The sequence below is a fragment of the Pseudomonas poae genome (assembly GCA_028869255.1).
Lineage (GTDB): Bacteria > Pseudomonadota > Gammaproteobacteria > Pseudomonadales > Pseudomonadaceae > Aquipseudomonas > Aquipseudomonas poae_C.
On record CP110972.1, the window covers coordinates 1,629,186 to 1,644,216 of the forward strand.

At 60.3% G+C, this 15,031-nt stretch carries 10 protein-coding genes; 5 read left to right on the plus strand and 5 right to left on the minus strand.

Annotated elements, in window-relative coordinates; translation table 11 throughout:
- Positions 1-314: 314 nt before the first annotated feature.
- Together LRS56_07600 and LRS56_07605 are read right to left on the minus strand one after the other, a co-directional pair.
- Positions 315-1,343 (minus strand): AraC family transcriptional regulator, encoded by a 1,029-nt coding sequence (locus tag LRS56_07600; protein WDU64338.1) that lies wholly within the window; start codon positions 1,341-1,343, stop codon positions 315-317.
- 4 nt (positions 1,344-1,347) lie between these two features.
- Entirely contained in the window at positions 1,348-2,478 is a 1,131-nt protein-coding gene (locus tag LRS56_07605; protein WDU64339.1) for a carbon-nitrogen hydrolase family protein, read from the minus strand.
- A gap of 211 nt (positions 2,479-2,689) precedes the next feature.
- On the opposite strand from LRS56_07605, the gene LRS56_07610 reads away from it, so the two are divergent.
- Entirely contained in the window at positions 2,690-4,729 is a 2,040-nt protein-coding gene (locus tag LRS56_07610; protein WDU64340.1) for an NADPH-dependent 2,4-dienoyl-CoA reductase, read from the plus strand.
- Positions 4,730-4,786: 57 nt separating this feature from the next.
- Positions 4,787-5,677: a pyridoxal-phosphate dependent enzyme gene (locus tag LRS56_07615; protein ID WDU64341.1), complete on the plus strand. Its 891-nt coding sequence runs from the start codon at positions 4,787-4,789 to the stop codon at positions 5,675-5,677.
- Here the strand turns inward: LRS56_07615 and LRS56_07620 are convergent.
- On the minus strand, positions 5,667-6,224 hold the full coding sequence (locus LRS56_07620; protein ID WDU64342.1) for a cytochrome b: 558 nt from the start codon (positions 6,222-6,224) through the stop codon (positions 5,667-5,669). The genes LRS56_07615 and LRS56_07620 overlap by 11 nt on opposite strands.
- Before the next feature lie 297 nt (positions 6,225-6,521).
- Between LRS56_07620 and LRS56_07625 the strand changes: the two genes are divergently transcribed.
- Together LRS56_07625 and LRS56_07630 are read left to right on the plus strand one after the other, a co-directional pair.
- On the plus strand, positions 6,522-11,165 hold the full coding sequence (locus LRS56_07625) for a DUF6531 domain-containing protein (protein WDU65704.1): 4,644 nt from the start codon (positions 6,522-6,524) through the stop codon (positions 11,163-11,165).
- A gap of 3 nt (positions 11,166-11,168) precedes the next feature.
- A complete protein-coding gene (locus LRS56_07630) occupies positions 11,169-11,825 on the plus strand; it encodes a hypothetical protein (GenBank protein ID WDU64343.1) in 657 nt (218 codons plus the stop codon).
- 230 nt (positions 11,826-12,055) lie between these two features.
- Here LRS56_07630 and LRS56_07635 read toward each other — a convergent pair whose 3' ends face one another.
- Both LRS56_07635 and LRS56_07640 read right to left on the minus strand, forming a co-directional pair.
- The gene (locus tag LRS56_07635) at positions 12,056-12,883 is read right to left on the minus strand and encodes a phosphonoacetaldehyde hydrolase (protein WDU64344.1); all 828 of its coding nucleotides are present in this window, start codon (positions 12,881-12,883) and stop codon (positions 12,056-12,058) included.
- A gap of 28 nt (positions 12,884-12,911) precedes the next feature.
- Positions 12,912-14,021 carry a 2-aminoethylphosphonate--pyruvate transaminase gene (locus LRS56_07640; GenBank protein ID WDU64345.1) on the minus strand — a complete coding sequence of 370 codons (1,110 nt, stop codon included), beginning with the start codon at positions 14,019-14,021 and terminating at the stop codon, positions 12,912-12,914.
- Between the two features lie 113 nt (positions 14,022-14,134).
- Here LRS56_07640 and LRS56_07645 point away from each other — a divergent pair, with 113 nt between their 5' ends.
- Positions 14,135-14,992, plus strand: coding sequence for a LysR substrate-binding domain-containing protein (locus LRS56_07645; GenBank protein ID WDU64346.1), 858 nt, complete (start codon positions 14,135-14,137; stop codon positions 14,990-14,992).
- Positions 14,993-15,031: the final 39 nt, after the last annotated feature.

Below are 15,031 nucleotides of genomic sequence, written 5' to 3' on the forward strand. Positions count from 1 at the left end.
CGGATGGCCTTACCCTAATGCAAATGCTTATTTGATTGCAATTGCAATGATTGCAATAGTTCCTGAAAACCCCGGTGCTAAATCCCTGGAACGCTGCTACGTTTAATCCTGGAGTGCAGGAACGTCATGACCTCGACATTTTTTCGTCATCACGGCACTTTAGGCTGGCTGTGCAGGTCATTTATTGGCAGCCGCTTTTAACGACAGAAGGAGTCCACCATGGACGATTACCAGGAAGAACTGCTGGAATACCAGGCTTTTGAGTGGGACCCGCTCGATCCGGCCGACGATGCAACCGAGCTGTAACACCGACCTCAGGCGGAATGCCGCTGACTGCGGCGAAATTCCCCTGGGGTCTGGTTGTTCCACCGCCTGAACGCCCGTTGAAACGCCTGGGCCGAGGCAAAACCGAGCAAGTAGGCGATTTCGCCGAAGGCAAGTTCCGTATCGCGAATGTAGGTCATGGCCAGGTCGCGACGGGTATCGTTGAGAATTGCGCGAAACTGCGTGCCTTCTTCGGCCAGTTTGCGGCGTAGCGTCCAGGTCGGCAGCTTCAGGCGAGCCGCCACTTCTTCCAGGTCGGGTTCCCGGCCACCATTGAGCATCGGCCCCAGCAAGCGGGTAATGCGTTCGCGCAGGCTGCGGGTGCGGGTCAGTTGGTCCAGTTCCCGTTCACACAGTTGCAGCAGCAGTTGCCAGGTGCTTGGGCAATGCTGTGGGTTGCGCAGGGCCAGGGTTGAATGACTCAGGCGTAGCTGATTGGCCTCGGCATTGAAGTGCACGGGGCCCAGCACGTCGTACTGCTCGCTGTAGTCCGGTGCGTCGAACTCGATCTCAACCCGCTGTGCCTGCAGCGGTTGCTGGGCCAGGCTGGACAATTGGTGCAGCCAACCGGCGATGATCGAGTCCACCACAAAGCGGTTATAGGCGTTGTACGGGCTGATGGAATAGAACCGCAGCCAGGCGCCCTCGGCATCTTCAACAAAACTCGATTGCCCGCGATAGTTGGAACCGTACAGCGCTTCGAAGCGGGTCAGCGTGCGCGCCGCCTCGCGTACGTTGGGCGCCTGTGCCGCAGTGACCCCGGCCAGCCCGGCCTGGCTCAGGCGGCTGAACCGGCCCATGCGCAGGCCCAGGGCGGGGTCGCCGGTCAACTGGATGGCCGCATGCCCCAGGCGCATATAGCGTGGGATCGACAAGCGTGCGCCAGCCTCGGCGAGCCGCGTCGGGTCGAGCCCGTATTGCAGCAGCAGCGGTTGCGGGTCCAGGCCGTGGCTGTGGATGGCATCGGCCAGGGTGTGCACGAAGCCCACCGACAGATCCCCCAGGCGCACCGGCTTCACGGCGTTAAAGCCAGATATTCAGCAAGCGCGCACCACGGGCGTCGCCGTCGGCACTGATCTTCCCGTTGCCGCTCAGAAAGCTGTGCCCGCCGGTGCCCAGGTCCCAGAACTGGCCGCGCAAAAATACACTCATGCCGGCGGTGGCCTGGCTCACCGGTTGCTGGCTGATCAGCGTCAGGCGGCGCCACGCCTCGCCTTCGCTGAGTTCCTCGGGTTTCAGGCTGATTTCCGGTGGCGTAGACACGCTTTTGAAACCGCGCCATGGCCGGTCCCAGGTATCACGCCCCAGCACAAAGGCCGGCACCGCGATCAGTTGCGCGCCTTGCTCGTTGAGTTTGCGATAGTTGTCCGGGTACCAGCTGTCACTGCCCACCAGGATGCCCAGGCGACCGGCCGGGGTGTCGACCACGCTCACCACGTTTTCATCGCCCGGCTGGATAAAGCCACGCTCATCGTAGATCGGGTAGAGCTGGCGCTGCGGCTCGCCGATGGGCAAACCATCCGCCGCGAACACCACGCTGGCGTTGAACAACGCGCCATGGCCGACCTGCAACTGGCCCTGGCTCACACTCGGGTTTGGCAAAGCGATGGAGCCGGCCACCAGGGTCACACCGAACTCCTTGGCCAGGCCGCCGAACAGCACCTGATAATCACGCGCCATGGCCGGGGCTTTCATGCGCAGGTAGGCGTCATCGGTGCGGTTGTCGCCGGTGGCGCTGATCCAGGCGCGGGCAAACAGCAGCGGGTTGCTGACTGACAGCCAATTCATCGCATCCTTCACATGCAACGCCTGGTACACCTCGTTTTTTTCGCCGGTGAGCATCAGCCAGGTGCCGATATGTTCCGGCAGCACCACGATCGTCTTGTCATTGATCAGCCCCTGGTCGCGGGCCTTTTGCAGGTAGGCCGCGAGTTTCAGGTGCAGGCGTTCCAGGCTCTGGTAATCGGCGGGGAACAGCTCCGGCTGGATACCCAGCAGGTTGCCGCGATCAGCCGGGAGCCCTTCATTGACGGCGAGGGTGATGCGCAGGTCCGACAGGTAATGCGCCACGGGGCGCTCCTGGGTCCAGACAAGATACGCGGCGATGGCGGCAACCAGGGCCATGGTGACGGTAAAAGCTAGAAGTTTACGCATGGGGGAACAGACAACAGACCGTGTGCAGGGTTCGCGACTAGGGTAGGGCCCATGGGCGGGCTTGCCAAGGGGCGCTGTGCATTTGGATCAATAACTTGTCAGTTTCGGTCATTGAGCCGTCATCCAGCGACTCTTAGTCTGTAAGGCATAAACCGATGGCGGGCCATTCGAGCCTTCCACGTCCCGTGATGATCCGTTGTGGAGCTGTACCATGACCGCTGCTGCCTACCCGCACCTGCTGGCCCCGTTGGACCTGGGTTTTACTACCTTGCGCAACCGTACCCTGATGGGCTCGATGCACACCGGCCTGGAAGAGAAACCCGGTGGTTTCGAGCGCATGGCGGCTTACTTTGCCGAGCGTGCGCGTGGCGGCGTGGGGCTGATGGTGACCGGCGGCATTGGCCCGAATGATGAGGGCGGAGTGTATTCCGGGGCGGCCAAGCTCACCACCGATGAAGAAGCGCAAAAGCACAAGATCGTGACCCAGGCCGTGCACGCGGCGGGCGGCAAGATCTGTATGCAGATCCTCCACGCCGGTCGTTATGCCTACAGCCCCAAGCAGGTCGCGCCGAGTGCGATCCAGGCGCCGATCAACCCGTTCAAGCCCAAGGAGCTGGACGAGGAGGGCATCGAGAAGCAGATCCGGGATTTCGTCACCTGCTCGCTGCTGGCCCAGGTCGCCGAGTATGACGGCGTGGAAATCATGGGCTCCGAAGGCTACTTCATTAACCAGTTCCTGGCCGCTCACACCAACCAGCGTACCGACCGTTGGGGTGGCAGCTACGAGAACCGCATGCGCCTGGCGGTAGAAATCGTGCGCCGGGTGCGCGAAGCGGTGGGCCCGAATTTCATTATTATCTTCCGCCTGTCGATGCTCGACCTGGTAGAAGGTGGCAGCACCTGGGAAGAAATCGTGCAATTGGCCAAAGCCATTGAGCAGGCCGGTGCAAGCATTATCAACACCGGGATCGGCTGGCACGAAGCGCGTATCCCGACCATCGCCACCAAAGTGCCGCGTGGCGCGTTCAGCAAGGTCACCGCCAAGCTGCGTGGCGCGGTGCAGATCCCGCTGATCACCACCAACCGCATCAATACCCCGGAAATTGCCGAGCAGATCCTCGCCGAAGGCGATGCCGATATGGTCTCGATGGCGCGCCCGTTCCTGGCAGACCCTGAGTTCGTCAACAAGGCCGCCGAAGGCCGCGCCGATGAGATCAACACCTGCATCGGCTGCAACCAGGCGTGCCTGGACCATACGTTCGGCGGCAAGCTGACCACCTGCCTCGTCAACCCGCGGGCCTGCTACGAGACCGAGCTGAATTACCTGCCGGTGAAGCAGATCAAGAAAGTCGCCGTGGTCGGTGCCGGGCCTGCCGGTTTGGCGGCGGCAACGGTGGCTGCCGAGCGCGGCCATCAGGTCACGCTGTTCGATTCGGCCAGCGAAATCGGCGGCCAGTTCAATATCGCCAAGCGCGTGCCGGGCAAGGAAGAGTTCTTCGAAACCCTGCGCTACTTCAAACGCAAGTTGCAGACCACCCATGTGGAGCTGTGCCTCAACACCCGTGTTGACGTTGCACAGCTGGCAGCAGGCGGTTATGACGAGATCATCCTGGCCACTGGCATTGCGCCACGTACGCCGGCGATTCCAGGCGTGGAAAACCCCAAGGTACTGAGCTACCTGGACGTGATCCTCGAACGCAAACCGGTGGGCAAACGCGTGGCGGTGATCGGCGCGGGCGGCATTGGTTTTGATGTGTCGGAATTCCTCGTGCACCAGGGCGTATCCACCAGCCTGGACCGCGAGGCGTTCTGGAAGGAATGGGGCATCGACACCCAACTGCAAGCCCGTGGCGGCGTGGCCGGTATCAAGCCGCAACCGCATGCGCCGGCTCGCGAAGTGTTCCTGCTGCAACGCAAGGCCTCCAAGGTCGGTGACGGCCTGGGCAAGACCACCGGCTGGATCCATCGCACCGGGTTGAAGAACAAGCAGGTGCAGATGCTCAACAGCGTCGAATACTTGAAGATCGACGATGACGGCCTGCATATCCGCATTGGCGCCGAGGGCGAGCCTCAGGTGCTGGCGGTGGACAACATCGTCATCTGCGCCGGCCAGGACCCGCTGCGCGAACTGCACGACGGCCTGGTCGCGGCCGGCCAGACGGTGCACCTGATCGGCGGTGCTGACGTGGCGGCCGAGCTGGATGCCAAGCGCGCCATCAACCAGGGCTCGCGCCTCGCCGCCGAGCTGTAAAACGCGACGAGGGGCGGTGTTAGACTACCGCCCCTTTTTGCCTGCAGATCCCCTCCGATGGGTCCCTTCGATTGGCTTCCCCGTGCTCCGCTTGAACCCGTCCAGCTCGATTGGCTGAACGGCATCGAGTTGGCCGTGCTGCGCCTGGACCGCATCGACCGGCTGATCAGCGGCAACAAGTGGTTCAAGCTCACCGGGCACCTTGCACAGGCGCAACAGGCCGGTGCCAGCGGCATCATCAGTCTGGGTGGTGCTTACTCCAACCACCTGCACGCGCTGGCGGCGGCCGGAAAACGCTTCGGTTTTCCCACCGTCGGCCTGTTGCGTGGCCATCCTCAAGACACGCCGACTGTACTGGATCTGCAAGCTTTCGGTATGCAGCTGCATTGGCTGGGTTATGGCGGCTATCGTGCGCGTCACGAGCCGGACTTCTGGCTGGCGTGGCGCGAACAGTATCCTGATCTTTTTCCGGTGCCCGAAGGCGGCGGGGGCATGGTCGGGGCGTTGGGATGTGGGGTGCTGGTCGAGCAGGTACGTGCGCAGTTGAACAACCTCGGCTGGGCCGATTACCACGCCTGGTGGCTGGCAGCGGGCACCGGCACCACGCTGGCCGGGTTGGTGTTGGCGGAAGCGGGCGCGCATCCGGTGTATGGCGCACTGGCGGTGCCGGACGATCATGGCACCCTGCAAAACGTGCATGCCATTGTGCCGGACGGGTTTGAGCTGCTGGACGCCAGCCGTGGCGGCTTTGCGAAGGTCGATCCGCTGCTGCTGGAGTTTATCGAACACACGCAACAACAGTGCGGCCTGCCACTGGAACCGCTCTACACCGGCAAAGCGCTGCTGGCATTGAAGCAGCAGATCGAGGCCGGGCGCTTCAGCCCCGGCACTCGCCTGGTCTTCATCCACACCGGCGGCTTGCAGGGCCGCCGGGGGTTTATGGGTTAGCCCGTCTGCCCGGCATCATGCGCAGCGCAGTGTTATCACGCATCACATAGTGATGAATGATCCCCGCCAATGCATGCAGCCCGATCAGCCAATAACCGATCTTGCCGAACAACACATGCCAGCCCTCAATCGTCTTGGCCAGCGCCTTGTTCTCGCCGATCAGCGGCGGCAGCTCCATGCCGTAGAACATCACCGAATGCCCCTCGGCGCTGACGATCAACCAACCGGCGATCGGCATGCCGATCATCAAGGCATACAGCGCGAAGTGCATCAGCGTGGCCAGCAGGGCTTGCCACTGCGGCGGGGCCGGTACGATCTTCGGCGCCACCCCCAGGCTGCGCGCAAACAGGCGCAGCCACACCAGCACAAACACGGTGAGGCCGAACATGAAGTGCATTTCGACAATCAACGTTCGCGCACCGCTGCCTTTGGGAAACTGGCCGCGTAACTCAATGCAGGCGTAGACCACCGCCAGCAACACCACCATCAGCCAGTGCAGCGCAATCGACATGGTGCTGTAGCGGGTATCGGAGTTTTTCCACGGCATCGCTGGGTTCCTCGTTACTCATCAGGGCATACCTCCGTTCTTGATGACGGAGTGCTTTAACTGTATGCCGGTTTTGCGGGGATTGCCTGGTGGAAGGTGGACAATATTCATCGAAAAATCCCACTCAACTGCCGGATAAGCACTACAGACCCCTCCCGAAAACCTCTGCAAAGTCCTTCGCCTGATCACACAGTGCGAGGGATTGCAGATGGTTTTTCTTATGAATGCCCCGGTTCAAGGGGCGGCCTTTTGATTGCCGCTACCAGCCAAACCATTGGCCTGCTGGTACTGGCCGCTATGGATTCAAAGGCGCGAGACGTCGAATCTGTGATTGGCGATTTCAAGCGCTGCTTAAACAGCTACGAGCGCTGGGCAGAGAGCTATTTCAGCTTTTCGGCACTGGATATCGAACAGGTATTCAAGGTCGGGGATGAGGTGGCGCTGGTCGCACCGATCAACCGCTCGCTGTTTCCCAGCACCACCACCGCACAGTGCAAAGCTGACGGCACGTTGACCCTGGTGCATATGTTCCAGAGTTCGCGGTTCGTGCCTATCGGCAATACGCCTGTCGTGCTGCAACGCGTTGATCCAAACGGCGGCCCGCTGGGCGAGCCGATCCATAAGACCATCGGGCCCAGCGGCATTCTGGAAATCACCGAGTGTGATCGCAACCAGAGGTACCGGGTCAACTTCTACCCCAACGTTTCCAAAGAGCATTTCAAGGCGCTGTATGCCTCTTATCAGTCGGTGATCGCACCGCTTGAGGGCTGGCTGCGCAGTGAGTGGAGCGGCACATTCGAGCCGCTGTGGAAGGACTACTCCGAAGCCAACTTCCTGCAGCGCTACCTCACGCTCCATCAAGCCTACGCTCGCGGGTTTGGCGAGGCGCTGTACTCACTGTGGGACAACATCAAGCAACTGTTTCAGTGGCTGACAGACCCTCTGGCCAATGCCGAAAAACTGCTGCATTACCTGTCACAGGCTGAGTTTGAAAAGCTGCTGAAGGTCAGCACCGAGACCCTCGCCAAAGGCTTGCTGGTGCTCAGCGATGAGCCGCTGCTGTTCATCTATCTGTCGGCAATGGTCAGCTGGATGCGGATGTTGCCCCCGCCGTACATGAACGAGCTGCTGGGGGAGATTAGCGCCGAAGTCTTGATCAACCTGCTGCTTGGCCTCGCCACTGCCGGGATGGGGATGGCGATCCGTATCAGCGCGAAGGTGCTGGGGGGTATCAAGTCGCAGCGTGCGCGCCAGTGGTTAGAACATATTGCAGGGCAATTCGGGACGTCTCGCCTGGAGGGGCATGGTGAGGTGGCGAAGCCGCTCTTGCTGGGTGGCCCGGCAACGGAGATCAAGACGGTGCCGGCTGCGCAGTTGAAGGCTGGGGAGCAGTTGGTTTCGAACCCGGTGCCGGCGGTGCGCAGCAAGACGCAGCAGACGGTGTTGGTCCGCCAGGAGCTTGTCGACGATGTGCCCGCGTCGGCGAAGACCCCGAACGGGGATGCTGCCGCTCCTGCGGATAAAACCGCCACCCACGGCTGCCCGGTGTCGATGGTCACCGGCGAAGAATTGCTGACCCTGACCGATGGGACGCTGGACGGGATTTTGCCGTTTGAGTGGACGCGGTTGTATCGCACCAGTGCGGTGGACGTGGATTGTGGGTTGGGGTTTGGGTGGAGTCATTCGCTGGCGCAGCGGCTTTCTGTTGTGGGCGGTTCGGTGGTGTGGGTCGACCACGAAAACCGTAGTACTCAGTTTCCTCTACCAACTGCCTCCCGACCGGCGATCACCAATAGCTTGGCTGAAGCCGCGATTTACCTGGGCTCGTTGCCCGATGAGCTGGTGCTGGCTCAGGCATCACGCTTCTACCACTTCCGCGATGGCGTGTTGGTCTCGATCAGCGATGCGTATGACAACCGGTTGCGAATTTCCCGAGACTTTTTGGGGCGAATTGAACGCCTGGATAACGGCGTGGGCCGCTCGCTGTTCCTGCGTTATGAGTCTGGCCGCATCGTGGCGGTGGACTACCAGATTCAACGCGCCAAGGGCCGTGAACCCTTCGAATGGATGACCGAGTTTTGCATTGTTTCCTACGCCTATGACGATGCTGGCCGACTGGTCTCGGCGACCAATGCCGTCGGCGAAAGCGAGGTTTACCGGTACGACGAACAGCACGTCATTTTGGAACGTGGACTGGCCGGTGGGGCGAGTTTCTTCTGGGAGTGGGAACGCTCTGGCAAAGCGGCGCGTTGTGTCCGGCACTGGGCCAGCTTTTCGCAGATGGATACGCGGTATGCGTGGGACGACAACGGCCGCGTCACGGTTTTTAACGCCGATGGCAGCCAGGAAGTGTACGTCCACGATGATCGGGCGCGGCTGGTGCAGCGCATCGATCCGGATGGCGCCGAGCATTTCAAATCCTACGACGATAAAGGCCGGCTGACGGTCGAGCAGGACCCCTTGGGGGCGGTGACGGCCTACCAATACGACGAGGCCGGACGTTTGGTGGCGTTGTTTCCGGGGTATGACGAGCCGACTTCCTACGAGCATGACAACGGGTTCGTACGGGTGGTGCGGCGCGGTGAGGCGGTTTGGAAGTATGAGCGGAACGACCAAGGCGATGTCATCCGCAAGACCGATCCTGAAGGCCACGTCACCGATTACAGCTACGACAAATATGGGCAACTGATTGGGGTTTGGTACCCGGATCACAGCTGTCTGCGGCTAATGTGGAATGAGCGGGGGCAACTGCTTGAGGAACACTTGCCGAACGGTGGGATCAAGCGTTATCGCTATGACGATCTTGGGCGGCAGATAGCGCGTGAGGAGGCGCATGGGGCGCTGACCGAGTATCAGTGGGACAGCGTGGGCCGGCTGACTCGCGTGGTGCTACCCGGTGGGGCAACGCGGGAATACAGCTACAACCCTTACGGAAAAATCACCGCCGAACGTGACGAGCTGGGGCAGACCACTCGCTACGAATATGCCGACGGCCTGCACCTGATCAGCCGTCGCATCAATGCCGACGGCACCCAGGTCCAATACCGTTACGACAACGTGCGGTTATTGCTGACTGAAATCGAAAACGAAGTCGGCGAAACGTATGGGTTGCAGTACCACCCCAATGGCCTGATCCAGCAGGAGACCGGATTTGACGGCCAGCGCACCGCCTACGCCTATGACCTCAACGGCAACCTGCTGGAAAAAACCGAACACGGCGACGAGGGCAGTCAGCTAGTCACCCGTTACGAGCGCGATCCTGCCGGCCGACTCGTACGAAAAACCCTGCCCGATGGCAGTCTTGTGGACTATGCCTACGACCGCCAGGGCAATCTCCTCAGCGTCGACGACGGCCACTGGGCGCTGGCTTACGAGTACGACGCGCAAAATCGCCTCACCGCCGAGCATCAAGGCTGGGGCACCCTGCGCTACGGCTACGACGCCTGCGGGCAGCTAAAAAACCTCCGCCTGCCCGACAACAACCGCCTGGTGTTCAATCACGGTAAAGGCGGCCACTTAGCGACCGTGGAACTGAATGGTGAAACACTCACCTCACACCTGTTCAACGCCGGCCAGGAACACCAACGCCAACAAGGTCAACTCCTCAGCCACTACCACTACGACGACCAGCAACGTCTGCATGCCCACGCGGTGACTCAACAGCAATACACCCTCTACCAACGCCAATACGACTACGACAACACCGGCAACCTCACCCGCCTGCTCGACACCCGCAAAGGCGAACACCACTACCACTACGACCCCCTCGCCCGCCTGACCCGCGCCGACCACTCGCAAGACGTGCAGGAACGCTTCGCCCACGACCCGGCCGGCAATCTGCTGATGCAAGACCGCCCCGGCCCGGACATCGTCGCGGGTAATCGTCTGATGATCCAGGGCGACCGACAGTACGACTACGACGCCTTCGGCAACCTGATCCGAGAACGACGTGGCAAGGGCCATCAACTCGTTACCGAGTATCGCTACGACAGCCAACACCGGCTGATCGGAGTGACCCAACCCAACGGCCAAACCGCCAGCTATCGCTATGACCCGTTTGGGCGGCGCATCAGCAAAACCGTGGATGGGATAAGCACGGAGTTTTTCTGGCAAGGCGACAAGCTGATTGCCGAACACCATGCGGATCGCCATCGCAGCTATATCTACGAACCGGATAGCTTTCGGCCGTTAGCCCTATTGGAAGGTTTCGGCCCAAAAGAAACCAAGCCGTTCTACTACCAACTCGACCACCTCGGCACCCCACAGGAACTCACCAACCCCGAAGGCGAAATCGTCTGGTCCGCCCACTACCGCGCCTACGGCGAAATCGCCCGCCTCGACGCCAGAAAAATCGACAACCCTCTGCGCTTCCAGGGCCAGTACTTCGATCAGGAAAGCGGGCTGCACTACAATCGCCATCGATACTACAATCCGGATATTGGTCGCTACCTGACGCCGGATCCGGTGAAGCTGGCGGGTGGGATTAACGCGTACCAGTACGTACCCAATCCTACGGGGTGGGTGGACCCTTTGGGGTTGAGTCGGTGTCCGGGCCTTGATGGATGTAAACCGGCGAGTCGCCCAGAAGACCCTGCGAAAAACGTCAAGGCCAATGAGGGGGATGTAGAGCCCCCGAAAGGCTTTGATAGCAAACTGTCAAGAAGCGGGGCTTTTAGAAGGGCCAAAGAAATTGGAGGCATACCGCAAGGCACTCAGCCGATAGGTGTTTATAGAGAGACCATTCGTGATCAGGATCGCCATACTATAGGGCGTGTGTACGTTTTTAGTTTAAAGAAAAGCCACCTCACCAAAATTTATGAGCATTCACTGGGTCACAAAGAGGGTAATCATGGACCACATTTCAACACCAAAAATACCGTGAACGAAATAAAGGTTCCTTTGAAGGTTGGCGATGACTCACACACTTACTTCAAGAGATAAAAAATGAGTACGGCATATATAAGCGAGATTGGAGTAAGGCCATGGGAAAGCATACTTCCGGACGAAGATGCTGAGGTCGTCACCTTAACCTTGATAAATCAAAGCTTCAATGGTCTATGGGAATCATGGTGCGAGGTTGTGGGGCAACTACCAGAGGGATGGTCCGTTGTAAGGGAGTGGCGCTCCATTGCGGGGGTGGACTTCAATTCAAAAGCTGAGGAGTATCTCTTCAGAAAAAATATGTTCAACGGTTTAAATTCTGAGGATGTTTTCAGAATAAATGAAAGTAGTCAGCTCTACTCGATAGTAAAAAAACTTCCAAGTAAGTCGAGTCTAATAGATAGGGCTGCCTTAGAGGGCTCGCATGATGTAATGTTAGTAATTGAGAGGGGCGGCGCTGAAACTGAAATAAGCGAACTTTGGACTAAGATGACGGTTTTCGAAAAGAGAATAACTCCTGATAAAATCGGTGATTTTCTGAAATCAACAAGCAATGCCTTGCTATGTAGGTTTTACGATTCGGAAACACACGCGGCAGCTCAGTTTTTCTATGCCAATAATTCTGAAAACAATATCGTCTTAGGGTTGCTAAAGCGTTACTTTGTTCAGTTGCAGGTAGATGAGGTTTCTGGATTTATTAATGGATCCCTCCAATGTTAGGGCTTTTTCCGCCCAAGTGACTGCAGTTGCGAATGGGCATCATGATTGCTATGGCTGAAGCATGTTTTCAGAAAATTCTATGAGCGCTTATTTAAATAGTTGAATTAAATTTGCCAGGGGCTGCTCTGCAGCCCAACGCGAGCAAGCTCGCTCGCCACAACAAGCATGCTCAACACAACAAGCATGCTCACCCACGGCAAATGGGTGAGCAGCCGGTCCAACCACCACTTTTAGTAGGTCTGCGGCATTTCCCCGCGCGCCAGGCGCCCGTTGATATGCGCAATCACCGCCGGTAGGTCGTTAATAGTGTCGATCAGGTAGTGCGGGCGCGAGCCTTTGAACAGAGCTTCTATGCGTTTGCGTTCGCTGACCAACGTGGCCGTATCCAGAGCGCGGAATTGCTCGTACGTCAGGCCCAGCGCATTGCCGGAGCAGGTGAGGGCCACGGTCCACATGCCGGCTCGGCGGCCTTCGAGGATGCCTGGGACGGTGTCGTCGACCTTGACGCAGGCCGCGACGTCGTCGATGCCGAGTGCGATTACGTTGGCCAGGGCCTGAGCCGGCCACGGGCGGCCGTTGGGCACTTCGTCGGTGGCGACCACGTGGTCGGCGATGTAGCCGTTGGTGGCGGCCAGGGCGACAACCTTGTCCATGACTTGCTTGGGGTAGCCGGAGCAGGAGCCGATCTTGATGCCTTGCACCCGCAGGCGGGCGATGGTGTCCAGTGCGCCGGGGATCAGCGTCGAGTGCTCGGCGATCTTTTCGATCTGCAAGGGCATGAAGCGTTGGTAGATGGCGGTTACGTCATCGTCCGTGGGCGTGCGGCCGAAGGCCTTGCGGTAGCGCTCGGCGACTTGCGGCTGGTCGCAAAGGGTGCGGATGTGGTCCCACTTGCCCATGCCCATCGGGCCACGGGCTTCTTCGATGGAGACCTGGACATCGAACTCGGCAAACGCTTCGACAAAAATCTGCGTGGGGGCGAAGGAGCCGAAATCGACCACGGTGCCGGCCCAATCGAGGATCACGGCCTGGAGGGTGTTGGGGTTTTGATAGTGCATGTTCAGATCCTGTGGGTAATGGGGGAAATCAGATGTTCAACACTTCCATTTCTTGCAGCACCTCGGCGATTGCCTTGACCGCCGCTTGCATGCCCGCCGCGTCGACGTGGCCGATGCAGCCCACGCGGAAGGTGTCCACCTGGGTCAACTTGCCGGGGTACAGAATGAAACCCTTGGCCTTGACCCGCTCGTAGAAGTCCTTGAACTGGTAGCGCGGGTCTCGCGGGGCGTGGAAGGTCACGATGATCGGCGCCTGGATCGCCGTCGGAAGGAAGCTGCGCAGGCCCAGTTCGGCCATGCCGTCGAGCAATGCCTGGCAGTTGTTGGCGTAGCGTTGATGGCGTGCGGGCTGACCACCTTCCTCGGCGTACTGCGCCAGCGCTTCGTGCAGGGCCGCCACCACATGGGTCGGCGGCGTAAAGCGCCATTGGCCGGTGTTGGCCATGTAGCTGTGCTGGTCGAACAGGTCCATCGCCAGGGAATGGCAATTGCCGTGTGCTGCGGCCAGCGCCTGTTGGTCGGCGAAGACAAACCCCATGCCCGGCACGCCTTCCAGGCATTTGCCGGAGGCGGCGATCAGCGCGTCGAACGGCACTTGGCGGGCATCGATCGGCAGCGCGCCGAAGGAGCTCATGGCGTCGATGATCAGGCGTTTGCCGTGGTGTTTAACCACCTGGGCGATTTCCGGCAGTGGGTTGAGAATGCCGGTGCTGGTTTCGCAGTGGATCAGCGCCACGTGGGTGATGGCGGGGTCGGCGTGCAGCAGACGGTCGACGTCGGCGGCAGTGGTGGGCTGGTCCTCGGCGGTTTCAAAGGTGCTGAACTCGCGGCCGAGCACGTCGCAGATGTTCGCCAGGCGTTTGCCGTAGGCGCCGTTGATCAGCACCAGCACTTTGCCATTACGCGGCACCAGGGTGCCGATGGCCGCTTCGACGGCAAAGGTGCCGCTGCCTTGCAGCGGCACGCAGTGGTGGCTGCCTTCGCCGTGCAGGATCGCCAGCAATTGCTCGCAGACGCTGGCGGTGAGCCGGTTGAAGCGGTCATCCCATGAACCCCAGTCCAGCATCATCGCCTGGCGGGTGCGCTGGGAGGTGGTCAGGGGGCCGGGAGTCAGCAGGATCGGCGCAGCAGTGGTCATCTCAAGTTCTCGCAAGGCGTCGGGGGTTGAAGCTACGGCGCCTAAATTGCAGTTTGGCTTGTCATCAATCAAATTGTTTGTTGTTATGCGAGCTATCAGTGAGGCCGATAGCTATGAACTTGTTCCAACTGCGCGCATTCGACGCCGTGGCCCGCGAGGGCAGCTTTACCCGGGCCGCACAGCGGCTGTTTATCAGCCAGCCAGCGGTGACCGGGCATATCAAGGCGTTGGAGGAGTACTACCAGATCCCGCTGTTGCGCCGCACGGCACGACGGGTGGAGCTGACCGAGGAAGGCACGCGGCTGGCGGCAATCACCCGGGCGATCTTTGGTTTGGTGGATGAGGCCCAGGCCCTGCTGGAGGCCAACCGCCAATTGCTCACCGGGCGCCTGGAAGTCGCGGCCGACGGCCCGCACCTGGTGATGCCGATGATCGCCAGCCTGCGCGCGCGTTACCCCGCCATTACCGTCAACCTGCGGTTGGGCAATGCCCAGGACACCCTGGCGGCGCTGCTCTCCGAGCATGCGGATGTGGCCGTCCTCACCGAAGTGGAGCCGCGTAATGGCCTGCATCTGCAGCCGCTGAGCGAGTCGCGGATCTGCGCCCTGGTGCCGGCCGGCCACCCGTGGGCTCAGCAGCCCCAAGGCATTCGCCTGCAGCAGTTGAACGAGGTGATCATGGTGCTGCGCGAGCCCAGTTCCATCACCCGCCGCACCTTCGATGACGCCTGCGCGGCGGCGGGTGTGCAGCCCAAGGTGCTGCTGGAACTCGACAGCCGCGAGGCGGTGACCGAAGCCGTCGCCGCTGAGTTGGGGGTAGGTGTGGTCTCGTCGATGGAGGTCAGCCCCGACCCAAGGGTGCGGGCGGTGGCGATCGAAGGGGAGGGGCTGGTCAACCGGCATATGCTCGGTTGCATGCAGCGGCGCCGCTCATTGCGCTTGATTCAGGCGTTTTTCGAGTTGGCGCCTTGATGGTTTTTGGTGGATCGAAGGGTTTTTGCGCTATAAACT